Source organism: Kosakonia sp. Marseille-Q7440 (assembly GCF_965119485.1).
Map to the genome: position 1 here is coordinate 774,690 of NZ_CBCPLT010000001.1, position 26,342 is coordinate 801,031.

At 53.8% G+C, this 26,342-nt stretch carries 9 protein-coding genes; 5 read left to right on the forward strand and 4 right to left on the reverse strand.

The window, feature by feature from the left end; all coding sequences use genetic code 11:
• Nucleotides 1-64: 64 nt before the first annotated feature.
• Genes zorD through zorA1 form a run of 4 tightly spaced genes read right to left on the reverse strand, consistent with a single transcriptional unit; the run spans nucleotide 65 to nucleotide 7,929 of the window.
• Complete coding sequence (gene zorD, locus ACWPW2_RS03450; RefSeq protein ID WP_454121639.1) at nucleotides 65-3,307, reverse strand: type I Zorya anti-phage system protein ZorD; 3,243 nt, start codon at nucleotides 3,305-3,307, stop codon at nucleotides 65-67.
• Nucleotides 3,307-4,989: a type I Zorya anti-phage system protein ZorC gene (gene zorC / locus ACWPW2_RS03455; protein ID WP_454121641.1), complete on the reverse strand. Its 1,683-nt coding sequence runs from the start codon at nucleotides 4,987-4,989 to the stop codon at nucleotides 3,307-3,309. Before zorC ends, zorD begins: the two co-directional genes overlap by 1 nt.
• Nucleotides 4,986-5,726, reverse strand: a complete 741-nt coding sequence (gene zorB1, locus ACWPW2_RS03460) for a type I Zorya anti-phage system protein ZorB1 (RefSeq protein WP_279792622.1) — start codon at nucleotides 5,724-5,726, stop codon at nucleotides 4,986-4,988. The genes zorC and zorB1 overlap by 4 nt, the downstream gene beginning before the upstream one ends.
• A gap of 13 nt (nucleotides 5,727-5,739) precedes the next feature.
• Nucleotides 5,740-7,929: a type I Zorya anti-phage system protein ZorA1 gene (gene zorA1 / locus ACWPW2_RS03465; RefSeq protein WP_279792621.1), complete on the reverse strand. Its 2,190-nt coding sequence runs from the start codon at nucleotides 7,927-7,929 to the stop codon at nucleotides 5,740-5,742.
• Nucleotides 7,930-8,293: 364 nt separating this feature from the next.
• On the opposite strand from zorA1, the gene ACWPW2_RS03470 reads away from it, so the two are divergent.
• The 5 genes from ACWPW2_RS03470 to ACWPW2_RS03490 all read left to right on the forward strand — a co-directional run bounded on the left by ACWPW2_RS03470 (nucleotide 8,294) and on the right by ACWPW2_RS03490 (nucleotide 26,075).
• Entirely contained in the window at nucleotides 8,294-8,464 is a 171-nt protein-coding gene (locus tag ACWPW2_RS03470) for a hypothetical protein (protein WP_279792743.1), read from the forward strand.
• A 451-nt stretch (nucleotides 8,465-8,915) separates the two neighbouring features.
• Nucleotides 8,916-10,568 carry a ShlB/FhaC/HecB family hemolysin secretion/activation protein gene (locus ACWPW2_RS03475; protein ID WP_454121642.1) on the forward strand — a complete coding sequence of 551 codons (1,653 nt, stop codon included), beginning with the start codon at nucleotides 8,916-8,918 and terminating at the stop codon, nucleotides 10,566-10,568.
• 11 nt (nucleotides 10,569-10,579) lie between these two features.
• On the forward strand, nucleotides 10,580-25,339 hold the full coding sequence (locus ACWPW2_RS03480; protein WP_454121643.1) for a hemagglutinin repeat-containing protein: 14,760 nt from the start codon (nucleotides 10,580-10,582) through the stop codon (nucleotides 25,337-25,339).
• A gap of 1 nt (nucleotide 25,340) precedes the next feature.
• Nucleotides 25,341-25,739: a DUF6896 domain-containing protein gene (locus ACWPW2_RS03485; RefSeq protein ID WP_312122242.1), complete on the forward strand. Its 399-nt coding sequence runs from the start codon at nucleotides 25,341-25,343 to the stop codon at nucleotides 25,737-25,739.
• Nucleotides 25,740-25,856: 117 nt separating this feature from the next.
• Nucleotides 25,857-26,075 carry a hypothetical protein gene (locus ACWPW2_RS03490; RefSeq protein WP_454121644.1) on the forward strand — a complete coding sequence of 73 codons (219 nt, stop codon included), beginning with the start codon at nucleotides 25,857-25,859 and terminating at the stop codon, nucleotides 26,073-26,075.
• The last annotated feature ends 267 nt before the right edge of the window (nucleotides 26,076-26,342 follow it).

A 26,342-nucleotide genomic window follows, 5' to 3' on the forward strand; every position in this document is an offset into this window, starting at 1 on the left:
CCCGTATGCTGAGGTTTCTAATATGTTTACGCCAGCGCGAAATGTAATGGTGTTGATATCTTATTCATGCTCCTTTGAACATTTCTTCGAAATCGGCACCGCTTAAATCTGGGGAAGCACAAAGCATATCTCGCGCAAGTGCGCGCCTGCGGTTGAGTAAAGCATCCAACGTTTCTTCAAACGTTGTGACATCGTTGTCCGTGACCGTCGGATAATACACATACACATCTTTTGTCTGCCCAATACGATAGGCGCGATCGGTCGCCTGATCTTCCTTCGCCGGATTCCAACAGCGAGTGAAATGAATAACGTGATTGGCTTTCTGGACATTAATTCCGAAGCCAACTGCTACTGTGGAAAGAATAATCACGCCAAAGCCCGGTTGAGCCTGAAAATCATCAATCAACCGCTGGCGGCTATTCTGGCTCTGGCTTTTGGTACTGGTATCACCATTAATAATTACCGGACGTAAACCGAATCGCTGCTGAATAGCATGCTGAATTTCTCGTTGCAGATTGCGAAGCTCTGTAAAAATAATCACTTTGTCTTTACTGGTATGTTTTATTTCATCCAGCTTATTCAGCATCCAGTTAAGCTTCGGTGAGCTTTCTCGATAGCGTGGCTCGGGACTAACGACTGCCGGATGTGCACAAATGAGTTTTAACCGCTGTAATAACCCCAGCATCCCCGCCCCTGCCTGCTGCATTCCCTCGCTCAGGGCCTGTTGTTGCTGCCAGTTGGCAACCGAAGAGAGATACAGTTGCTTTTGAGGTGCGGAAAGAGGGAGTCGCTTACAATCGGCCACTTCAATTTTTTGCGGCAAATCCCGTGCTACCTCTTCTTTAGTTCTGCGCAATGTTTGAGGTTCAATCAACGCTCGTAAACTTTCTAGTCGTTCCGTATCACGGCCCGCTTCGTTTTCGATAGGGCGAACATAATATTTGCCAAATTCATTGAGCGCCCCTAATAAGCCCGGTTGTGCGAAATCAAACAGGCTCCACAAATCTACAAGGGTGTTTTCGACAGGAGTACCTGTACAAGCTACTTTGAACCTGGCTTGAACTGCGTTGGCGGCATGTGTGATTAACGCAGCAGGATTTTTTATTTTTTGCGCCTCGTCGCATACCATGATGGACCAGGGTTGGCGTGCCAGAGAAAACTCTTGATCGCGAAGCGTTTCGTAGGTTGTCAGTATGATTTTTGCCTCACCTTGCCAGCCAGGTTTAAGCAGATTTTTGATCCCTTGGGATTGCAGATGAACAGGAATAGCCTGTTTGGGATATTTCACCGCTTTAATGGTCTCGCCATACAACTTCAGCACCTGTATTCCTGAGGTATAGAAGAAGTTTTCCAGCTCACGTTCCCAGTTATCTAATAGTGAGACAGGGGCAACAATGAGACTTGGTGGCTCGTGGGGAAATTTTTCAATGAACCATACGAGGAAGCTTAGAATTTGCAGCGTTTTCCCCAGCCCCATATCATCCGCCAGCAGGCAGCCTGCAGTTTCCTCTGGAGAGCGCAGGAAGAGTTGTTGAAGCCAGGCCACACCCTCACGTTGATGATCTTTGAGTTGGATTTTCTCTTTAAGGCACAACGGAATTTCAGGTTCTGCATGACGGGCATTGAGGAGCGAATCGCGACGCTGTTTGATATAGGCCGCTTCTTCAATATTCTGCTCAATTTTGAGTACGGCCCGCGTCGTTTTATCTGCAACGTTATTTTGAGAGTCATCCACAGTGTTCTCTTGCTTTTGCCAATTCTTAATAAACGTTTTGGCTGCTTCAAGCGGCAGTGGTTTATCATTCCATGGGGCGATGATCTGTGCTTCACCAGCAATTTCTGCCTGAGTAATTCTTTGCTGTAGTTGATCGAGATGATGGAGATTTTCACGTTGCCAACCAGCCAGTGTTTCGACTGAAAATTTCGAGAAATCGATGTCATCGGGCAGCCAGTTTTCACTTTGCGCTTTGGTCAGCCAGGGCGAGGATATTTTTTCAAATTCACCAATACCAATCACCCGATCGCCATACTTAGCAATATCCAGCACATCGCTAAATTCTTTTCCTTCAATCTCTTGCTGCCAGCGAGTGAGTAAGGCCTGGCAATCGTGCCACTGCTGTTCAGTAAATTGGCTTAATTCCAGTTCGTAACCTTGCCAGGCGCCTGCTGGCATCTTTGCTGCGACGCTGATACCGAGTTGCTGTAGAAATTTTTCAAGCTCCCAGGGGGCGGAGAATACAAATGTGACCTCAGGCTGCGGAATCGGTGAAATAGGTTCAAGTATCAGCATAACTTCCGAGATCTTATTCTCAGCACTCTGCTGGGGTATTAACCTGAAATGATGAAAGAAGATTCTCGCATCAAACAGTGCCTGCTCATGTTCTTCCGGAGCGATAACATCCGCGGCATCTTCGCCCAAAAAGGTATAGGGATTGCGAACAAAGGAAAGCGCTTCGCTTCCCGCTACTCGACGACCGGGAATTGAATGTATTGAATTCAGGACTTCTTTCACTTCGGGAGTGATGATGACATGGCTGAGTTCGCCATTTGCTCCGGGGATGCGGTAGCTATTGTGTACCTGCGAATTCTTGTCGAAACTGCCTAGCCAGTTATCTGGCTGATCATCAAAATGAGGTTCAATTTCAATAACAGTAGTATCGGCAACCGTTGCTTTACGCAGACGTAATGACAATGAGGTGGGTTTAACGACTCGCGTTTTATCTAAATAATCATCAAATTTTGCGGCTGCTTTTTTTGCACATTTGCGGATAGTAGCCCATCCCAACTGGTTAGTAGTTTCACCAGGAGCCTGGGTTTGTTGGGCATTAAGTTGTTCTGTTGCTTGTAATAGCGCCCAGTTCTCCCGCGATAACAAATGCTGCTGATTTTCGTAGGTAAAAATGGCACCAGTCCGACTGAAATGGATGGGGCGAAGGGCAGGAAGCGTGGCCCATTCAGCAATCCAGACACGAAAGTCATTATCGCTTAATGCTCCACGTGAACACAGGCTTGCTCGTAAAGGCAGTACATCAGGTACCCCAATAAGAGGCAAGCTACTGGCATGTTCTTCATCATCGAGCAGGCGATACATCGCTTCCCAACTTAATAACCATCTGTCTGTAAGCGATATCAGATAGTCTTCTTCAGCCAGTTGCTCCAGCCAGGATGCCAGCGCCCAAAGCTGTGAGTCTTCAACTAATGACAGTGGGAAGCTGAGTCCACTCTCCTCGATTTGGTACTGATTCTTCAGATGGCGTTCTATCTGCTGACGGTTTCCCGTCAGTTTACTTAGCAGACGTTTAAGCATTATTTGATCCAGTAACGATGCTGTTCTTTAGCCACAGGGGTGAATCCGAGTCTTAGCAACTCTTTTTCCACTGTGTCGTTGGGAGATTTGAGCTGTATAGATAAACCCCCACCTTTTGGGCGATTATCGCTGACGGTGCATGAAGTGTTTTCTACCAGCCGCTGTATTGCCGTATCACGCAATGGATTGATGATTTTTATATTAGATACAGAGGCGGGAGAGGGCGCTTGTTTATCAACAAATTTGACCGGTTCTTCCGCCATCCAGCGAATACCCAGCTTGCGCAGTTCATCTTCGTATTTCAGCATCCAGCCGGTGATCCGGATCTTGTTGTATCCTTCGGCTCGTGGGGTATGGGGAAGGCGAAGAACATTACGGTATTTATCTTTTAACTGGATATTAATATCCAATGATTGCGACTCTGGATTAAATGGAGCTTGGCCCACACGATATGCATACATCGCGTTACCTGTTCCAGAAAACTCCACAAAAATATAATCGTTAATCTGCATGATCATGGCGTTATCAAAACTACGACCACTACGTAAATGGCTCAACCGCCCTTTATTCTCGTCGCGGAATTTCACAAAATCGCTGCTACGATCGTGCAAGGCATCAGGCCCCATCACGATGCGGGTGAATCCCATTTGGTTGGCGAAACGCAGCCAATAGTGGAGTCGTGCCTGATCGACATCACCATTGCCACGCAATAGCTCGAAGAAATGCATCAAATCCTGTTTAGCCAGCCAGCCTCGCACCATTGCTGCGACGGCTTCTGAAACATATTGATGCCACTTATTCTGCTGGCTTTTCAGTTGCGGGTTATCCCAGTATTCCAGTGCAGCTTGTTTTAAAGCTGAATGAGCCTGATCCCGATAAGTGGAGTGATAGTAACGGGTCAGTATTGCCGTCATGATGTCATCGCGAAAACGTACCCACTGTGCGGCAAGGCCCAATAGCCAACTGATTTTCTCCAGATATTGAGGATCGTCCAGAGTATCAAGCTGCGCCAGCAGCACCGTGAAAATACGCTTCCACAACCAGCTGCTATCAGGAATTTGCGCTATTTTTTCTAATGATGACAGGGAATTGCTTTCACCGGAAAGTAGCTGCTGGGATATCACGCCGCCAGCCTGAGGCGTAAAAATGTCGTGATAAAACTCTATGGTTTTCATCCACGACTTTTCTCTGCGGATGGTGGCTTTTACCACTGAGTAACCTTGGGCAATATGACTACGCAGCACACACCAGTGCGGGTTTTTTTCAGGAGACTCGTGCCTGTAAGCAAAATAACTTGAGCAGAGTGCCGCCCAGTCCTTGCGCTTCAATTTTTTAGACTCAATCTGTTTTTTTATAGCACTGTCTACAAGGGGGAAGAATGTATCATCCTCCAGTAATACTGGCCGGTCGGGGTATAGCGGGTCATTATCGGCGAGGCCATAAAACACCATCCGCCACTCACGTTCGTTCAACTTTTCTGCAAGACGAAAACGACGCAGGGCTGCCAGGCGCATTTCATGTGGAGGTGCAGGGATTCTATCTGTTTTTTCAAAACGCTTTTCCATATCGCGGCCAGCAGAAGCTAGCGCGTCAAAATCATTACGCAGATAATCATCACCCTGTTGGCTGGAAGATAGCTTCGCTGCAATACGCTGAGATAAAGACTTCAGTGCGGGTGTCATTGTGGCATTACCAGCTGGCAAACTTCTTTATTAACGACCGGAGGAAAATCCACCTCTTCGGCCCCATTACGTTTATCCTTAAGCCCGAAGAACTGCATGCGCAATTCCACGCGGCGGCTGGCTTCTTTGCTCTCTTTCGCATTATTAAATGAGACACCACCAGCAAGGAAAAGCTTACGGATTTGTATCTGTTGCTCTGTAGAAATGTTTTTTTGCAGAGGGCTGCGGCTATCGAGCAAACTGCACATAACCCATTCAGATCGCTGGAGAGAGAGATGTAGATTGTAGAGATAAGAGCCATCAGTGTCGGTGAACCCTTCAATGACGATCTGCTTAAACCACTTTTTGCCCTCTTCACTGTCGGAAGCTTCCAGCACCAGCGGAACAACATCCTGCAGTGCTTTTTGCCCTTCAGCATTCAGAAAAAAACGGTTGTGGTCAAAACGCCCGGCTTCACCAAAGCTAATACGGTTATCATGGCAATCTACCACGATGGTTTTGTTCACAGTGCGGGCATGAAGCTCCAGGCGCTCACATAACTTGGCAATATCCTGTCCTCTGACTTTTTCTCCTTGCTCCGCACGCTGAATGCGCTGGGTAACGGAACTTAACGATGCCACCATAACCACCAGGAATAACACCATCATGGCGGTCATCAGGTCGGCATAGGAGATCCAGAATGGTTTTTCTGCTTCATCACTGCGGCGCTTTTTAACGCCAAATGCATTTCCAAACATCAGCAGTCACCCCTCAGGCACGAACGCGTGACAGAACATCGTCAAGCTCACTGACGCTTTCTCCGATCTGTTCGACAGAGCCTGCAAGCAGATTTGAGGCTTTCGCCATTTCAACGTCCAGTTTGCCCAGTGTTTTATCCAGGCTGCGTGAAACACCTTCTGAAAAGTCTTCAAAACCTTTTCCGAGCACGTCGCTGACATTTTCCATGAAAGTCTGCGCTTCCCGATTATAGCTCTGTAACCGCTCACCATGCTGCTTGAGATCGGTAATGAACTGACTGCGGGTAGTCTGTTCAGACTGGGTATTAGCTGCGAGCAATTCCAGCATGGCGATGGATTTGCTGACGGCTTCCCTGTTGTTTCTGTAATCGGCAACTACCGAGGTCAGTTCACTGGAGGCAAGGGAGAGCGATGAACCCGCCGATTGTGCTTTATTGAGTACGTCAGCAGTAAGGTGATTGGCTTTTGAGACTTCATCACCTGCGTGTTCAAAGCGTTCGGCTGCAAGGCGCATTTTGTCCGCGCCGTTTTGCATATCCTGCATCTGCCGGTTAGTTTGCTCTGCGAGCTTGTTGAGCGTTTCCGTCATCCCTTGATGCTGCATAGCAACAGTCTCAATCAGCTGTTTAATCTGATCGTCCACTTCACTCATCACTCGCTGCGTCTGTTCGTGTAGAGACTGCTGGTTCGCTTGCTGATTTGCAGATATCTGTTGCTGACCCTTATCAATTTGACCAAACAGACTGCCCAACTGCTCACCCAGTGCTTCGACAGAAGTCGCCATTTTCTCCATTGTTGCACTTTGGCCCTGCTGCACTGAATTCTGGATGGCTTCAATAAAGGCAGACATGTGTTCTGCCTGGGCTTTTTCACGCGCCTCGCTGTCGGCAAACATTTTCTCAAGCTGGCGCGCCATGCGTTCGCCAGCGCCTTCGCCTTCAGCACCAATTTTGGCGACAGAGGACTGTAAGCTGGTAAGCATGTCATTCATGCCAGCCTGCATGGCCTGTTGGCCTGATTTCATTTCAGAGAGAAGTTGTTCAATTAACTGTGCGCTACCCTGGCGGGAATCGTCGCTGACCTGACGCATATCCTGTAGCAGGGCGGAGAACCCGCTTTGCATCGTCTGGATCGCACCGACGGTTTGCCCCATCATTTCGTTGAGATTGGTAAACTGCTGACCAAAGGTGGTATCAAGCTTCGCCATAAACGCGGTCAGCACATCCTGCAGCATGTTCTGTACCATGCCACTTTGATCGCCGCTGGCGGTCTGAACTGCACCCGCAATTTTATCCAGCGGTGACTTCAGGCTATTTTCAATTGCGCCGCTCACCTGGTCGGCAAACTGTGCGCCTGATTCGCGATAAGTGTTACTCAATGTATTCGCGAGACGTTCATTTTCAACTTTCTGACTTTCGGCGAGATGTAGCAACATGTCGCGAAGATCGGTGACCAGGCTCTCTTTCAGGTGACGTGCCTGGGTTGCGCTTTCATTACTGGATTTTACTAGCGAGGCAAGGTACTCCGCACTTACGCCGCTGTCATAGAGGGAATCTAGTGCCGCGGTGAATTTTTCGAGATTTTTATAGCAACTTGCAATAGAGAACTTTTCCAGCCAGGTAATAACGATCGAGAAGAAAATGGCGAAGGCAGAGCCGAGGAAGGCGTAAAGCACATCGTGCAGAAGATTATTGACGCTGCTGGTGACTTGCTCTGGCGTGCTGGGGTCAAAGTGGTTCAGGCCAATCATCAGCCCATAAAATGTCCCTATAATACCCACACCAGTGAGAATTCCGGGTAGATGCTTAAAGAATTCGGTATTAAGAGGAATATCCACCAATTGTTGTTCAGAGAAAAAGCTGGCGCTCGGAGCAGTTGCGCGAATTTTAACAATTTTTTCTTCGCTGCCGACCAGTTCACTCTGGGGATGCAAGGATTCGGAAAACTCACTCCAGGCGTGCTTAAACTCGGGCTGAACCAATAAATTTTTTAGCAGTTCACGCTGGTTCTCAAGCTTATCATTTGCAATGTTATTAATTTCGTATGTGTATTTTTTCAAGCGGTTAACAATTTTAACCGACCTGGATAAATAAAAGATAATAAACAGGATGAAAGCGGTAATGACGAAGCCGATAACAGTTATTGGCACCATATGAGGCTGCACAGAAGTTAGTGACAATAAAATGGAATTAAGCCAGGACATAGTTTCACCTGTAAAATATTAAAAAAAAGATACGATTAAATAACCATCGACCACATTTTGATTACCTTTAATCAAAATTTATCTGCAACTTCTTACTCTTAACATCCATCCATTTTTCGTTTCTATATTGCAGAACAGCCTCTGCTGCTCGAGTGGCGGCTGCGAATGGAGGTGAAAAGGCTGATGTAAGCCAACAGAACGGCGGTCTAGTTTCCTATTATTCGCCAAACAAATGCAAATTTCTTTGTGCCGCGTCGTTTTTAATCCTATTTGTTCGGAGTATCATTTTGCGAGATAGATTCCAAAACCGAATTTGCGATAGGGTTGTTTTGCACTGTCGCTGCGATCAACGTAAAGGATTTTCATGAACAACGCTGAGCAACAGCTCCTGAACGAACTGGATAACAAATTCTGGAAGGCCGCAGACAAACTGCGCGCCAACATGGATGCAGCTAACTACAAACATGTTGTGAGCTATACGCAATCTGTTAATCAAAAATCCAACACCCAGCACAATCTCGAGCTTATTTACTGAGCGGTGCTGCTCAATTTTTGCACTTCTCCTTGCCTGGCAAAGCATCAGCCGTGCCTTCATAACCCCAATCTTCAATTCAGTCTTAAGCGTTTACCTCAATGGACATGAACCAGAAGCACATCCAATAAAGAAAAGCGATATTTGATATATCTTTTTTATATAAACCTACTAATTCAAGTAGCCAAATGACGACAAATAACCAATGCTAATACCATGTTATTAATCAACCCAGCCATATCACTGAACTTTTATATCTACTGCGACACACTTCAACCTTCTCCAGAATATATCCTGAACTAAAGTTAAATTAAAAAGTGCATTATCTATTTGCCTCATCGAGTATTGCCTTTTTAATTAATCCATAAGAAAATACTTAGAAATCATTATTAAAAGCAACTTAACCAAAATTATATTGGTCGGGTGACCTATGTTTTGTTCAGGGATGAGAGAAGTGCGTTATTTCTTGCTGTTTATATTATTTATCTCTGCCGCACAGGCTGCGCCATTATCGCCGGCTGATCGCGATGCGGTGCGTCAGCAGCAGGAACAGCTGCTGCGCCAGAGCCAGCAACAGCGCGATGAGCTGGAGCGAAGCACGCCGCTGCCGCGTCAGGACGTGCGTACGCCCGACGGCAAAACTCAGGGCCCCTGTTTTACCATCCACACCATCACCCTTTCAGGCGTCACGCTTATCAGCGCGAAAGCGCAGCAGAAACTGATCTCTCCCTGGCTGAATCAATGCCTGGATATGGCAAAAATCACCGAATTAACCACCGCCATTTCAGACTGGTATATCAGCCGTGGCTATATCACCAGCCGCGCATTTCTTACTGAGCAAGATCTGTCGCAGGGTGAATTACGCCTGGTGGTAATGGAAGGGAAATTAAGCCATATCCGCCTCGACGGTGAATCGCCGCGCATGCTGAAAATGGTTTTCCCCGGTCTGGAAGGCAAGGTATTAAACCTGCGGGATATTGAGCAGGGGATGGAGCAAATAAACCGTTTGCGCAGCAACCCTGTGCAGATAGAAATAGTGCCGGATACCGAGCCGGGATATTCCATCGTTAACCTCACCGCCACGCCGGAATTTCCGTTAAGTGGTTCTCTCTCGCTCGATAATAGCGGGCAGAAGAGCACTGGCGAGGAGCAGTTAAACGGTTCACTGAGTGGAAATAACCTGCTGGGGCTGGCGGAAAAATGGTTTGTCAGCGGTGGGCGCAGCAGTGACTTTGCCACCGGATATGATGCGCAAAGTTTCCAGACCGGCGTCAGCGTGCCTTATGGCTACGGCCTGCTGGATTACAGCTACGCCTGGAGTAACTACCGCACTACCATTATGAATCAGGGTTTTCCATGGATATCGACGGGGGATACGAAAACCCATCGGCTGAATGGTTCATGGGTAGTGTTTCGTAATGGCGATATCAAAACCGCGCTCTCGGCGGGCGTAACCCAGCGCTCCAGCCGTAACTGGCTTAACGACGCGCCGCTGAAAAGCAGCACCCGCAACCTCTCCAGCCTTCAGCTTGGTATTAACCACACACAGAAAATGTTCGGCGGTGTGGCAACGTTCAATCCCGGTTATAGCCACGGTATGCCGTGGTTTAACGCTGAAACCGATGAAGAGAAGATCGGTGATGTGCCGCGCGCAGAGTTCCGTAAATGGAACCTGAACGCCAGTTTCCAGCGCCCGGTAACTAATGATCTTATGTGGCTTACCAGCCTGTACGGGCAGTGGTCGCCGGACCGGCTTTATGGCAGCGAACGGCTGACCCTCGGTGGCGAAAGCTCCGTTCGCGGCTTCAAAGAGCAGTATCTCTCCGGCGATAACGGGGGCTACTGGCGCAACGAACTCAACTACCCGCTGTTTACCCTGCCGGTGCTCGGGCAGATCAGCGCCACCGTCGCGCTGGACGGCGGCTGGCTGGAAAAGGATCGGTTCGACAAGTTCGCCTCGGGCACGCTGTGGGGAACGGCGGCATCGCTTAGCAGCGCCGGGCGCTGGTTCGCAAGTCAAATCACAGTAGGGACGCCACTCGCCTATCCCGACTGGCTGGGGCCGGATCATCTGACACTTAACTGGCGTGTTGCGGTGACATTTTAAGGAAGAAGGCAATGGATACTGTCAAACCTGTTCGTTTCTCACAACGCGCGCTGAGCTGGCTGATTATCAGCCTGCTGGTCTGGCAGCCCGTTGCGCCTTCCTTTGCCGCGGCCATCACGCCGAATGGCCCGGCCACCATGGACAAGGCCGCCAATGGCGTGCCGGTGGTTAATATCGCCACGCCTAACGGCGCGGGTATTTCCCATAACCAGTTCAAAGATTACAACGTCGGTGCCGAGGGGTTAATCCTCAATAACGCCACCGGTCAGCTTACGCAGACGCAGCTGGGCGGGCTTGTCCAGAACAACCCGAACCTGCGCGCAGGCCAGGAAGCGCGCGGCATTATCAACGAAGTCACCGGCGGCAGCCGTTCCCAGTTGCAGGGTTATACCGAAGTAGCCGGGAAAGCGGCGAATGTCATGGTCGCCAACCCGTATGGCATCACCTGTAATGGCTGCGGCTTTATCAACACGCCGAATGCAACGCTGACAACCGGTAAACCGCAGTTTGACGCGGCGGGCAATCTCTCTGCGCTGGAGGTGACAAAAGGCACCATTACGGTGGAAGGGAAGGGGCTGGACGCCAGCGCGAGCGATGCCCTGTCGCTGATCTCCCGCGCGACTGAAGTGAACGCCGCGATCCATGCGAAAGCGTTAACGGTAACCGCAGGCGCTAACCGCGTCGATGCCAGCGGAAACGCGACACCGATTGCTGGCGAAGGCGCGGCCCCGGTCGTGGCGGTGGATACCGGCGCGCTCGGCGGCATGTATGCCAACCGTATTCATCTGGTGTCGACCGAAAAAGGCGTCGGGGTGAACCTCGGCAACCTGGCCGCGCGGCAGGGCGATATCCGGCTTGATGCCAACGGGAAAATGGTCATCCGGGAGAGTGTCGCCAGCGGATCGTTAACCGCGAGCGGCGAGAGTGTGACGCTGAACGGCAGCCACCAGACGGGCGGCAACATGGTCATCGCCGGAACGCAGGCGGTGGCGTTGAATGGCACTCAGGTGGCAAAAGAGACGCTGGACGTTAAAGCAAAAAGCCTCACCCACAGCGGAACCTCAACGGCGAATCGCATCGCGCTGACCGGCCAGCAGACGCTTACCAACAGCGGCTCGTTGGTGGCGGAAGAGCTGGCGCTGGGCGCGTCGCACATTACCAACAGCGGGAAACTTCAGGGCACTCAGGCTCTGAATCTCAACACCAGCCAGCTGGATAACCTGGCGAGCGGTACGCTTTACTCCGCACAGGATCTTTCTCTTACGCTGCCGCAACTCAACAACCAGGGCACGGTGCAGGGGCGCTCACTCAACCTGACCGGCGATGTGCTGCACAACAGCGGCACGTTGCTGTCGCAAAGCAATACGCAACTGAAGATCGGGCAACTGGATAACCAGGGAACCATCGCAGCAAAACAGCAACTCACCGCCGAAACCAGCTGGCTGAACAATGGCAAGAGTGGGCAGTTGCAAAGCAACGGTAATATCCGGCTCGGCGCTGATAATGCAGTGCTGAATGGCACTCAGCAGGCGAACGGGGCGCTGGAGGTTACGGCAAACACGCTCGATCACACCGGCAAATCCAGCGCCAGCGCGATCAACCTCAATGCCCGTGACACTCTGACCAACAGTGGTTCGCTGGTGGCGAATAACCTGACTCTCGGCGCGGCGCACATCAGCAACAGCGGGCAGGTTCAGGGCACCGACGCGTTGAACCTGAATACCAGCCAGTTGGATAACCAGGCCAGCGGCACCCTCTATTCAACAAAAGATCTCACCTTCACCCTGCCACAGCTGAACAATCAGGGCACGGTGCAGGGGCTGTCGCTGCGTATCACCGGCGACGTGCTGAAAAATGAGGGCACGCTGCTTGCCGATACCGGCCTGTGGCTGAAGGCACGGCAACTGGAAAACCAGGGCAGCATCGCGGCGAAAGGCCAGCTCACCGCCAGCGCGACTGAGCTTAATAACCTCGGGCGTCTGGAAAGCAAGGGGCGTGTCGATCTCAGCGCGGATAACGCGACGCTTGGCGGATCGCAAATCGCGCAGGACGCGCTGAGCGTGACGGCGAAAACCCTTAACCACAGCGGGCAGACCAGCGCGGCTGATGTTGCCCTGACGGCGTCAGATAGCATCAACAACAGCGGGTCGCTGGTGGCGAATAACCTCGCGCTGCATGCCGCGCAGATTAACAACACCGCGCAGATTCAGGGCACCCAGGCGCTCAATTTGCAGGCGGATCGGCTGGATAACCAGGCGACCAGCACGATCTACACCGCCCGCGATCTGATCCTCAATATTCCGCAGTTGCACAACAGCGGCACCATCCAGGGGCTGTCGCTCAGCACGACGGGCGATGTGCTGCAAAACGAGGGCACGCTGCTTGCCGATACCGGCCTCTGGCTGAGAGCCGGGCAGCTCGACAACCGGGGTAACATTGCTGCAAAAGGCCAGTTAAGCGCTAACGCTATCCGGCTCAGCAACGCCGGACGTCTGGAAAGCAAGAGCCGCATGGATCTCAGCGCGGATGACGCGACGCTGAGCGGGACGCAAATCGCGCAGGACGCGCTGAACGTGAAGGCGAAAACGCTCGACCACAGCGGGCAGACCAGTGCGGCGGCTGTCACTCTGACGGCGACAGATAGCATCAACAACAGCGGAGAGATGAGCGGAGCCGCTGTCGCCCTGACGGCGAAAGATAATATCAACAATAGCGGGAAGCTGATCGCCGATAATCTCGCGCTACATGCCGCGCAGATTAACAACACCGCGCAGGTTCAGGGGACGCAGGCTCTCAATTTGCAGGCGGATCGGCTGGAGAACCAGGCGACCGGCACGATCTACACCGCTCAGGATCTGATCCTCAACACTCCGCAACTGCACAACAGCGGCACCATCCAGGGGCTGTCGCTTAATGCCACCAGCGATGTGCTGCAAAACGAGGGCAAGCTGCTTGCCGATACCGGTCTGTCGCTAAACGCGCAGCAACTGGAAAACCGCGGCAACGTGGCGGCAAAAGGTGCCCTGAACGCCAGTGCCGGCCGCTTGAACAACCAGGGAATGATGCAGGGGCTGACGCTCGGCATTGCAGGTGACTTGCTGGAAAACAGCGGAACGCTGCAAGGCAAAACCCTCGATATGCGCGGCGATCAGGTGCGCAACAGCGGCATGCTGGTCGCGGATGACGCGCTGCGTATTGATGCCGGTTCCGTGACGACAACCGCTGACTCCACGCTCAACAGCAAAGGTGACCTTCAGCTTTCAGCAAAACGTGACGCCTCGCTGCAAGGGCAGCTCAACGCCGACAAATCGCTGGAGGTTGATGCAGGCACGCTGACCAGCACCGCTCAGCTGCAAAGCGGCGGCAAGATGGCGATCGCCGCCGACAGCGCCACGCTTAACGGCGCGCAGTGGGCGAAAGGGACGCTGGAGGTGAAGGCCAACACCCTGAACCACGGCGGCAGAACGAGCGCGGGAAGTATCGCACTCACCGCGCAGGATGGGCTGACCAACAGCGGCACGCTGATTTCGGATAGCCTGGCGCTGAACGCACGGCAGATCGCCAACCGTGGCCTGCTCCAGGGCACCCAGGCGCTGAACCTGAACACCGGGCAACTGGATAACGAGACCGGCGGCTCGATCTATTCGGTGCAGGGCCTGCTGTTAAATATTCCTCATCTCAATAACCTCGGCACCATTCAGGCGCTCTCCCTGGGCTTCACCGGCGATACGTTACGCAACGACGGTGAGTTGACCTTTACTTCCGACGCGCTGCTGCGCGCCAACACGCTCGATAACCACGGCGCGATCACCGCAAAAGGGCGCTTAACCACCGAAGGCGCAACGCTTGATAACAGCGGCGCGCTTGAAGGCCAGACGCTGGCGATCGCCGCTGATACGCTGCGCAACAGCGGCTCAACCTTGTCTGCGGGTGATACGCAGCTTCGCGCCGGGCTACTGGATAACCGCGCAATGATGGCGGCAAAAGGCCAGCTAACGGCCAATAGCCAGACGCTTATCAACAGCGGCACGTTGCAGGGGCAGACGCTGGATATCGGCGGAGATACCCTACAAAACAGCGGCACGCTGAACGCAGCGGGCGCGGCGCAGATCCGCGGCGGAGAGGTAACAAACAGCGGTGCGGTGGCGGCAAAAGGCCAGCTCACCACCACTGTCACGGCGCTTACTAACACCGGTACGGTACAGGGACAGACCCTTGATCTCACTGGCGATCGGGTGCAAAACAGCGGCACGCTGGCATCCGATGGCGCACTGCGCGTACAGGCCGGAACGCTCGCCAGCAGCGCGGGCTCCACCATTACCGGTATCGGAAATGTGGCGCTGCGTGCACAAACGCGGGCCGATCTCGACGGGCAGGTTAACGCTGGCGGTGCGCTTACTGTTCACGCCGGGACGCTGAATAGCCAGCAACAGGCGCAGTTGCAGAGCGGGGGCGATATGACCCTCGATGCGGACAGCGTCACGCTAAACGGGACGCAGGCGGTAAAAGGCACGCTGGATGTTAAAGCCAATTCGCTGAGCCACGGCGGCAAGTCCAGCGCCGCTGGCATCAATTTAAATGGGCAAACTGCGCTTGAGAATAGCGGCACGCTGGTTGCCGACACCCTCGCAATGAACGGCGGGCAGATCCGCAACAGCGGCCTGTTGCAGGGCACCCGCGTGCTCGATCTTCAGGCCGGTAAGCTGGATAACCTCTCCGGCGGGACGATCTACTCCACGCAGGGCTTCACTCTCGCCATCCCTGAATTAACCAACAGCGGTCTCATCACCACCGATGGCGATCTGCATATTGGTGGCAACACGCTGGTGAACGACGGCGAGATCAATGGCGTCAGCCTCTCCAGTGATTACCGAAACCTGACCAACGCCGCCAGCGGGCGTCTGCTGGCCGACAAAAACCTCACCTTTAATTCAGCCAATATCGTGAACGATGGGCTTGTCTCGGCAGATACCGGCAGCGTGACGGCGGAGAGCCTGGAGAACCGCGGTGAGCTGACTGCCACCTCGCTGCTGCTGACGCTCACGCGGCAGGCGATAAACCACGATAACGGGCGCATTATCGGCGAGAGCGGCCTGACGCTCAGCGCACCGACGCTGCTTAACCGCGGCCTGATGGCGGGTAACACCCTGACGTTGAAGCAGGGCGATATCACCAACAGTGGAACGTTGCAGGGCACAAACGGCCTGACGGCAACCGGCACCAGCCTGACCAATGAGCAGCGCGGCGTCGTGCTGAGCAATGGCGCCGTCACCGTGAAAAATGGTCGCCTGGTCAATGCCGGGCAGTTGCAGGGCGATACGCTGGACTTAGCCACCGGCGAGTGGCTCAACAGCGGCACCGCACTGGGCAAAAATGGTCTGAATGCCGAAGTTAGCGGCAAACTGGAAAACCAGGGGCGCATCATCAGCCAGCAGGCAATGACGCTCCAGGCGGCAGGCAGCGAGAATGACGGCACGCTGATGGCTAAAGCGCTCGCTCTGCACGGTGATGTGCGCAACAGCGGGTTGATTCAGGGCAGTGACACGCTCGCCTGGAATGGAACCTCGCTGGTGAATGCGGCCAGTGGGCAGATGCTGAGCGGCAACGGCCTTACGCTTAATGGCAGCACGCTGGATAACCAGGGGCAGATGCAGGGCCGCACCGTTACCGCAACCGCCGACAGTTTGCACAACGGCGGCACCCTGCAGGCGCAGGACGATCTTAACGCCACGCTAAGCGGCAAGCTGGATAACCAGGGGCAGATGCTGAGCCAGGGCGCGGCGGATATCCGCACTGCGCAAACCCAAAACGGCGGCAAACTGGCGGCAAAAGTACTGCGGCTTACCGCACCTGAACTGACCAACTCTGGCCTGTTGCAGGGCAACGACGCCCTGACACTCAGCACCCTTAATCTACTGAATGGCAGCAAAGGTCAACTGGTCAGCGGCAAAGCGCTGGCGCTGAATCTGGATCGGCTGGAGAACCAGGGGCAGCTCTATGTTAACGGCGGGCTGACCCTGAATGCGCTCACGCTGGTTAACGGGGGCAGCGTGGAGTCTGACGCTCTCGACGCCACACTGCGCGGCACGCTGACCAACAGCGGAACTCTGCTTGCCCATCAGGACGCGGTGCTGCGTGGCGATACCCAGACCAACAGCGGTGACATCGCCGCTCAGTCACTGACCCTTGAGGGCAGAGCGCTCAGCAACAGCGGGCTGATGCAGGGAACGCACGGGCTGCAAGCCACGGCGGACACGCTAATCAATACTGCGGGCGGCCGTTTGCTCTCCGGCGATGCCATGACGCTCAATGCGGGCAAGATGGAAAATGGCGGAACAGTGCAGGGTGGCACCGTCTCGTTAAACGGTTCGAGCCTGAACAACCGCGGTCTGGTTAACGGCCTGCAGGGGCTGACCGGGGTTTACGGCGCAGATCTCATCAATGACGGGCAACTGGTCAGCGGCGGTGCGACCGATTTACGCGCACAAACCCTGACGAACAGCGGACGCATCACCGGCAATACCCTGACGTTAACGGGCCCAAGCCTGCACAACAACGGCTTATGGCAAGGCAATAATGGCCTGGCGGTGAGCGGTGACACGCTGACTACCGGCGCAGGATCGCGCACCCTGAGCGGCGGCATGTTGACGCTGGATGGCGGATCGCTCACCACGCTTGGGACGTTGCAGGGCAGCCGGGTCAATGTGGCCGCCGATAACTGGACGCTCGGCGGCTCGCTGTTGAGCCAGGGTGAACTGACGGCCAGGGTTGGCAATACGCTGGCCTTGTCCGGCTCGTTAACCAGCCAGGGTGGAATGAATGTACGTGCTCAGACGCTGAATAACGACGGGCAGATGCTGAGCGCCGGTGATATCACGCTGAGCGGCCAGTCGCTGACCAACACCGGCATGCTTCAGGGCAACAGCCTGGCTGCACATGAGAGCCGTATTACCAACACCGGCAAACTGATCGGGCTGAAAGGCCTGCAACTGGATAACCGTCAACCCGCTGTCACCACACTGGCGCGCATGGCGCTGGTGGCACCGGCGCTTGAGCTGAGCAACGGCGCGACGGGATCGCTACTCACTCAGGGCACGCTCGATATTACCGCCGGGACGGTGCGTAATGCCGGGAGCTGGCAAGGGAACCGGGTGATTTTGGCGGCTCAGTCGCTGGAGAATGGCGGCGCGGTGCAGAGCGCCGGGGCGCTGAACTTGACGCTTACGGGCAATCTCAACTCCACGGCGGGCAGTAAAATTACCGCCATGGGCGCGGCGGCATTGCAGGCGCTCTCGCTCACTAACCAGGGGCAGTGGGCGGCAGCCACCCTTACGCTGAAGGGGAATACCCTCGATAACAGCGGTGCCATCAGCGGGCGCGACGGCGCGACCGCGACGCTCAACGGCGCATTCACCCAGCAAGCGCGAGGCACATTCGCCAGCAACGGTGCGCTGGGGCTGACTGCCGCAACCGTGGGGAATCAGGGCAAAATCCAGGGTGGTGATCTTACGCTTACGGCAAACTCGCTGACCAACAATGCGGGTGCCGAACTGGTGAGCGCCAGGGGGCTAACGCTGACCGCACCGTCACTGTTCAACTACGGGCTGATTCAGGGGGCGGGCGAAACCCGCATTGAGAGCACCGCACAGGCAATAAATGCGGGCAAACTCCTCTCCGGCGCGCGTCTGACCTTAACCACCCCGCAATACAGCGGCGCGGGCTGGTTACAGGCCACCAATCTGATCCTCAATGCGGCCAATAACGCTGGCACCGGGACGCTGCTTGCCGACCAGATGACGCTGACCGGCAACACCTTTACCAATCAGGGCACCACCCAGGCCAACAACCTGGCGCTGAATTACGCCCAACTCACTAACAACGGCACGCTGCTGGGCAACAGCCAACTGACGGTCAATGCCTCACAAGTGAATCAGTCCGCCAGCGGCAAGCTCTTCAGCGGCGGCGATCTGTTTGTTGGCGCAACCGGCATGAATGCGCTGGGGCAGGTGGTTGCGCTGGGAAATCTGACGCTGCAACTCGCCGATGCCTTTACCGGTAAAACGGCGCTGGCGGCGGGCAGGAATCTGAACATCAGCAGCAATGGCGCAATTGATAACCAGTCTGTGATGCAGGGCCAGGCGGTCAACCTGAGCGCAGGGGGGCAGCTGACGAACAACGGGCAAATAACCACTGGCAACGGCAGCAGCACCCTAAGCGGCAGCACGATTGTGCTGAATGGTAATGGCTCTCTGCAGGGCGGCGGTGATGTGACGCTGTCAAGCCGCGGCGCGATCGCGGTAAACGGCTTTACCGGCACCCGCGGCAGCCTGACGCTCAGCGCGCCGGGAAGCATTGTTAACACCGCGCTGCTCTACGCGGCGAATAACCTGGCGCTCTATGCGAACAGTATCACCAACCAGCGCGGCGATATGCTGGCGGGGAATAACCTGTCGATGCAGCGTGATGCGGCGGGGAATGCGAATAGTGAAGTGGTTAACACGTCAGGGAATATTGAGACGCAGAGTGGTGATATCACCATCAGAACCGGGCATTTTTTAAATCAGCGAGATGGTTTTAGCGTTACAACAAATCAGAATACATATCGTACTAAGGCTGAACCCATAATATCTTTCTTGCTGTCAAGTTTCGACAAAAGTGAAATTGGCTATGCATCAGGGCGCAGTTGTTCTGTTTCAGGGGGCGCTAATGGGAGTGGTGTAACCTGCAGAAATTACACTAACATTTCTCCTCTGTTCAAGACTGACATTAAAAATATAAAGCTTAGCGAAAGTGAAGTTATTGTTTTCGCAACCGGGAATGTGGCAAGGCTCTATGCAAAAGGTAGTATTAATATATCCGCTAATACTCTGGATAATATTACCAGTTCAATCTTGTCTGATAAGAATATAAACCTTTCGGGCAATAGCTTAAACAATAAATCAGTACAGGCAGGTAAGACGCTAACGACGCAGAAATACAAATACGATTGCGGCAAGCAGTGCGTTGATGGCTTACAGGCCATCCCGAAAAATAACAGTCTTGCTGGTTTTTTATCTTCCCATAAAGCATCTGACCGTAGCATTGATTATAGTCTGGACGGAGTTCCAGTCACCACCCAGGAGAATGGCAATCTCTATCGCGCCGTTATCCAGGCCGGTGGTAATGTAACCGCTAACTTTAGTAGCAATATCAGTAACGAAACTACCACCTCCAACGCGGGTGGCGTGAGTGGTACGATTACCGCTCCTGCATTGAATACCCTGAGCAACCAGGGTATTGGCGGTAGCGTGGCAAAACAGGCGCTTGCCGCAGGCTCTGCGTCCGTCAACTCTCCGCAGTGGCAGGATCAGCTACAAAACGCGCTGCAGCAGATTAACGGCGGCGGTTCACTGGATAATGGCACAACGGCCGGAACGGCGCTGAGCACCGTCAGCGGTCAGCAGAAAGGCAGCGCCAGCCTCGGTAATGCAGGAAGCCTGGCCAGTGCCAATGTTACCCAGGCCGCGCTGAAAAATATCGCTAACAGCGGCCCCGGTCAGCACCAGGGGAAAACCGTTGATACCAGCGCCTATCCGCTGCCAACGGGTAATAATGGCTACTTCGTGGTGTCGGCTAACCCGAAAAGCCCCTATCTCATTACCCTCAACCCAAAACTGGACGGGCTGGGTGATTTAGATCCAGCGCTGTTCGGCGACCTGAATGCATTGCTGGGGCTGTCACCTTCGGCCTCCGCGCCCGGTTATAACGCCGCGAACCTGCCGGCCGGGGTTAACCCTGCGGCGAAGCCCGCCGGGCAGAACTCTTCCGGGTTACCTGGCGGCATTACGCCAGTCAGCCAGGTAAATGGCCCGTCGCTACCGCAGGGAATGACGCCGTCCGAGGGCGTAAAGCTTGTCAGTGCGCCAGGTGGTATCGCCGGGGCTGGCGTATCAACGCCTGATTTGGCAGGCAACCCGCTCTTCGTACAGGCTGGCATGACCACACTGGTTGCGCCGCGCGAGACCAATCCAAAGTATACCGACGAGAAGCTGTTCCTCGGTTCAGCCTACATGCTGGATCGCATCAACCTGAAACCGGATTACGACTACCGTTTCCTCGGTGATGCCGCATTTGATACGCGTTATGTCAGCAATGCCATGCTGAACCAGACCGGTAACCGCTACCTGAACGGTATCGGCTCCGATCTGGAGCAGATGCGCTACCTGATGGATAACGCCGCCAACGCGAAGCAATCCCTGGGGCTGCAGTTTGGTATCGCGCTCACCGCCGATCAGATTGCAGCGCTGGACCACAGCATCCTCTGGTGGGAGCGCGCGACCATTGGCGGCGAAACGGTGATGATCCCGAAACTTTACCTCTCGCCAAAAGATGTCACCGTTAATAACGGCAGCGTTATTGCCGGGAATAACGTCACCATCAATGGCGGCAAGGTCACCAACAGCGGCAGCACGCTGCTGGCGCGCAACGATCTCAGCGTTAACAGCGCCTCGCAGATTATCAACACTAACGATGCATTGCTGAAAGCGGGCGGCAATGTCGATCTCAGCGCCGTTGGCGATATCAACAACATCAGCTCTGCCATCAGTGGCAAAACGGTAGCGCTTGAGAGCCTCGACGGCAGCATCAACAACATCACTCTGGCCGACCAGTTTGCGCTCAACGCGCAGGGCAAGGGCGGCACAATAAGCCTGAAGGACACCACCCTTGGTAGCATCGCCAGTATCACGGCGCTGGATGGCTTATCGCTGACGGCCGGAAAAGATATCGCGCTCACCGGCTCTACCCTGGCGGCAGGCGGCGACCTGCTGATGGACGCGGGCGGCAATATTGCCGTCAACGCCATTGAAATTAACGATGCTTACGGTCAGTCCGGCTTCCGGCGGCAAACGCCGACCAGCCGGTCCACCGTGAGCTATCAGGGCAGCGGCATCACGGCGGGCGGTTCGCTTTCCATGCAGGCAGGCGAAGATTTAACGCTGACCGCAAGTGATGTTCGCGCAGGAAAAGATGCTTCGCTTGCCGCAGGCAATGATCTCAACCTGAATGCGCAGCAGACCAGCCAGAACAGCCGTAACGGCAACAGCGAAAATCACAGCACCGGGCTTGATCGCACCACCGTCAGCGCGGGCGGTAACCTGATCCTCACCGCCGGGCAGGATATTCATTCCCAGGCCGCCGGGCTGGCAGCAGAGCAGCAGGTCGGGATGCAGGCCGGTCGCGATGTCGATCTACAAGCCGCAGAGACGACGCAGGGCGACAGTTATAAAGCCCGCAAAAAAACCGTTATTAACGAACAGGTACTCCAGCAGGGTACGGAGATTGCCAGCGGCACGGGCACGACGATTATCGCCGGGCGCGATATGAATGCCGAAGCGGCGCAGGTGACAGCGCAGGGCGATATCGGCGTGCAGGCCGGGCGTGACATCAACCTGACGACCGCCACCGAGAGCGATTACCACTACCAGGAACAAACCAAAACCAAGAAAGGGTTCCTGAAAAAAACCACCACGCACACTATCTCTGAGCAGAGCGCAACGCGCGAGTCCGGCACATTGCTGAGCGGCGATAACATCACCCTCAAATCCGGCAATGACCTGCTGGTGAAAGGCTCGAATGTGGTGGGTGATGGCAATGTGGCGCTGAGTGCCGGTCACGATGTCAATATTGAGGCCGCCACCAACACGGATTCCAACTGGCAGTTTAAAGAGAAGAAAAAGAGCGGCCTGATGGGCTCCGGCGGGATTGGTTTCACCATCGGCACCAGCAAAACCACGCAGGATCTGAAAGAGAAGGGCACCACCCAGAGCCAGAGCATGAGCACCATTGGCAGCAACGGTGGCAACGTCGCGATTAACGCCGGCGAGCAACTGCACGTGGGCGGCGCAGATCTGGTGGCGAAAAAGGATCTCTCCCTTTCCGGCGACAGCGTGGTTGTCGAACCTGGCCGTGACAAACGCGTCAGTGACCAGACGTTCAGGCAGAAGAGCAGCGGTCTGACGGTAGCACTCTCCGGCGCGGTCGGCGATGCGGTGAACACGGCGGCGACCACCGCCATGGAAGCCAAAGATCAGAGCGACGGACGACTGGCCGCATTGCAGGCCACCAAAGCGGCGCTTTCCGGCATTCAGGCGGGGCAGGCGAGCCGCCTGGCGGACGCTGTCAGCGGCGGCGACATGACGAAGAACGGTGCGTTCGGCGTGATGGCCTCCATCGGCGGGCAGTCGTCGAAATCCACCTCCCACTCGGAGCAGGAGACCAATACCGGCAGCACGCTTAACGCCGGGAACGATCTCACTATTACCGCCAGCGGCAAAGGGCAGGCGGCGAACAGCGGCGATATTGCTATTGCGGGCAGCCAGCTGAAAGCCGGGAAAGATCTCACTCTCGATGCCGCGCGGGATATCACCCTAACGGGCGCGGCAGATACCCAGAAAACCACCGGCAGCAACTCCAGCAAGGGCGGCTCCCTTGGTGTTGGCATTACTGCCGGAAAAGATGGCGCAGGGTTTACGGTTTCCGCCAGCGGCAACGCCGCGAAGGGCGGCGAGAAAGGTAACGGCACCACCTGGAAGGAGAGCACGCTGGATGCCGGGCAAAATGTCAGCCTGAGCAGCGGGCGCGACACCCTGTTGCAGGGCGCGCAGGTTAATGGTGACAAGGTGACGGCGGATGTTGGCCGTGACCTGACGCTGAGCAGCCTGCAGGACAGCGATAACTACAACAGCAAGCAGCAGAGCGTCAGCGGCGGGCTGAATTACACCTTCGGCAGCGGAGCGGGTGGCAGCTTCAGCTACAGCCGCGACAAGATGAAGAGCAACTACGACTCGGTGCAGGAGCAGACGGGTATCTTCGCTGGCAAAGGTGGTTTCGATGTCACGGTCGGCAACCATACGCAGCTGGATGGCGCAGTGCTTGCCAGCCGCGCAGAGGCCGACAAAAACCGACTCGACACCGGTACGCTTGGCTTCACAGATATCGCCAACAAAGCGGATTACAAAGTCGAACACGTCGGCGGTGGGTTCAGCACCGGGGGAAGCATTGCCGGCAACGTGATCGGCAATATGGCGAGCAACATGCTGACCGGGCTCGGCGGTAGCGGGCATGCCGAAGGCACCACGCAATCAGCGGTGGCTGACGGTACGGTGATCGTGCGCGATACCGCGAATCAGCAGCAGGATGTCGGTACGCTGAGCCGCGACACGGAACATGCCAACGGCAGCATCGACCCGATATTCAACAAGGAAAAAGAGCAACGGCGCCTGCAAACGGCACAGCTTATTGGCGAGATTGGCAGCCAGGTCTCGGATGTTGTGCGCACCGACGCGAAGATCACCGCGACGGAAAACGCCAAAGCCAGCATGCAACACGCGGATGAGAAAGACCGCGCGGCAGCCATCAGCGTGCTGCAGAAGGCAGGTAAGCCGGTTACTGATGAGGCTATCAGTGACCAGATGTACCAGACCTTCTATAACCGTGAATTTGCGAAAACACAGCAGGGCACGGGCGGCAGCGTTCAGCGTGCCATTACCGCCACAACCGCCGCAGTGCAGGCGCTGGCGGGAGGCGATCTCAAATCAGCGATTGCGGGTGGCGCAGCGCCTTACCTGGCGAATGAGATTGCCAGGTTAATCCCCGAAACTGATTGGCAAGCACGCGTGCTGGCGCACGCTGTGGTGAATGCCGCGCTGGCGGCGGCGAGCAAAAAAGATGCAGCGACCGCAGCGGCAGGAGCCGCCACTGGCGAACTGGCAGGGATAATTGCCGTTGACGCGTACCATAAAACCGTTGGTGAACTGAGCGAGGAAGAGAAACAGACCGTTTCCGCGCTGGCAACTCTGGCATCCGGCCTTGCCGGCGGCCTGGTGGGCGACAGCAGCGCAAGCGTGGTGGCCGCGGCGCAGGCCGGGAAAACGACGGTTGAGAATAATGCTTTGGCATCCCGTGACCTCGCTAATTGCCGGACGATGTCAGCGGAAGCCTGCGGTAAAGCCAAAGAATTAAGCCAGAAAATTCTCGATAAGAATCTGCCTTCTGTTGAAGATATGCGCGATAAGCTTGCCGCCTGTCAGGATGACAGCTGTAAACAGACCGTCTGGCAGGAATACCGACAAGCCAGCGACAAGACCATTGAAACCCTGAAACAAATGGCGCTGAACGGGGAGCTGAGCCGGGAAGAACTGGCGTTTATCAACCATGATTTAGCCAAAGAGTTAGCTTTTGGCGGGAGAGTGGATAACGATAAAGTCGGTCGCTCTGAATATATGAGCTGGCTGGGTAATGGTGGCGGCCCTCTGTCCGGGTTCTTCAACGCTGAGCTTCGGGAAAAGGAACTGGTAAATCAAGGATTTTCATCGGAAGACGCGGCTCAGAAAGTCAAGGAAGATCAGCGGAATATGATGTTGATAGAAACAGCTATGGGCGTTATTGGCTCTAAAGCTGGAAATAACTCATCTGGTAAAGTGAATGCTAATCAGGTGGTTACTAAAAATGTTAATCCAAGCTCATTAATAAGCAGGCAGAATAGTAATGAAATGTCAGGTTCTCAAGTAAAACGCATTGCAAAAGATATGAAAGCAAATGGCTATAAAACCGATGAGCCTGTTGATGTCGCTATTGTAAACGGCAAAATGATCATTATCGATGGTCATCATAGAGCCGAGGCAGCAAAAAAGGCAGGCATTAAAGATATCCCAGTCAGAGTTCACCCTGTTACAAAAGAACAAGGTGATCAATTACTGCGTGAAGCTGCTGAGGCAAGGGCGAGGTACTGAAATGAATAATGTTTTTGATAAAGATGAAATTATCCAATTTTTTCTACTTCAGAATGAGCTGGTTAAAGCCTTATTTAAAGCTTATCCAATGGCAAAAGACATTGAGTGGTTATTAGATTTTCCAAAAAATGGATGTGTCCATATTAATGGAGATATATGGAATTTTTCCAAACATGGAAAGGGAATCAGGTTCTTTATGGAAGGATCACACATTGATAAAGTGGTTGATGTACATAATAATATAAGTTGTCCTGAATTGGCTGATACATGGCGATTACTACAGTACTTTTCGCTTGATGATGAAAACCAGCTTGAGGTGTTTTTAAATAATATGGTTATCTCAGGTGAATTAGAGAAAATATCGGATAAATTATACCGGTTAAAAGAAAGCCCGGTCTGAATGGCCGGGATCGTGCTGTCAACCATCAGGCAAAACTCCCGTTCCCGCGCTTGTACATCGGCAGATCGCCGGTGTACAAGCGCTCCCGGAAAAACGTTAGAAAACACACAAACCCCCATGAAACTGGTATATCTTCTTTCTGAAGAGCTAAAAGCTGATCCTGAATATGTTTCCTTGACTCAAGCCTTAACATTAGATAAATCAAGGCCCTATGTAGGGTTGAATGGAACTTATGGTCTTTTTGGGTCACAAGAATGGTGGGAGAGTATCACTCAAGGTAAAATGCCGTTGCTATCACTGTCTGGGGTAATAAAAAAAGCTTATGTAGCAGGGTAAGACCCTTCTGATTTTAATAATACTATCGATTTATTACTTGATGATGGAACCATCCAATCCGTTGGTATTTATACTAATAAAGATGAAGATTTAATTTTTTTCGAAAAGGGACATAGGGCAAGTATTGTCTATGTTCTTGATGAGCTTAAACCAAAGGCAATGCTTAACTTTGGTCAAAAATATAATAAAATCGCTTTAGAAATGGCTGTTTCATTAAAACCAGTTGAATGAAAATTAATGGTTCTTATGAATTAACAAAGAGGATCC

Bases quoted from the DNA above. Each gene is read 5' to 3' on its own strand.
- zorD (WP_454121639.1), bottom strand. From the start codon at position 3,307: ATGCTTAAACGTCTGCTAAGTAAACTGACGGGAAACCGTCAGCAGATA.
- zorC (WP_454121641.1), bottom strand. From the start codon at position 4,989: ATGACACCCGCACTGAAGTCTTTATCTCAGCGTATTGCAGCGAAGCTA.
- zorB1 (WP_279792622.1), bottom strand. From the start codon at position 5,726: ATGTTTGGAAATGCATTTGGCGTTAAAAAGCGCCGCAGTGATGAAGCA.
- zorA1 (WP_279792621.1), bottom strand. From the start codon at position 7,929: ATGTCCTGGCTTAATTCCATTTTATTGTCACTAACTTCTGTGCAGCCT.
- ACWPW2_RS03470 (WP_279792743.1), top strand. From the start codon at position 8,294: ATGAACAACGCTGAGCAACAGCTCCTGAACGAACTGGATAACAAATTC.
- ACWPW2_RS03480 (WP_454121643.1), top strand. From the start codon at position 10,580: ATGGATACTGTCAAACCTGTTCGTTTCTCACAACGCGCGCTGAGCTGG.
- ACWPW2_RS03485 (WP_312122242.1), top strand. From the start codon at position 25,341: ATGAATAATGTTTTTGATAAAGATGAAATTATCCAATTTTTTCTACTT.
- ACWPW2_RS03490 (WP_454121644.1), top strand. From the start codon at position 25,857: ATGAAACTGGTATATCTTCTTTCTGAAGAGCTAAAAGCTGATCCTGAA.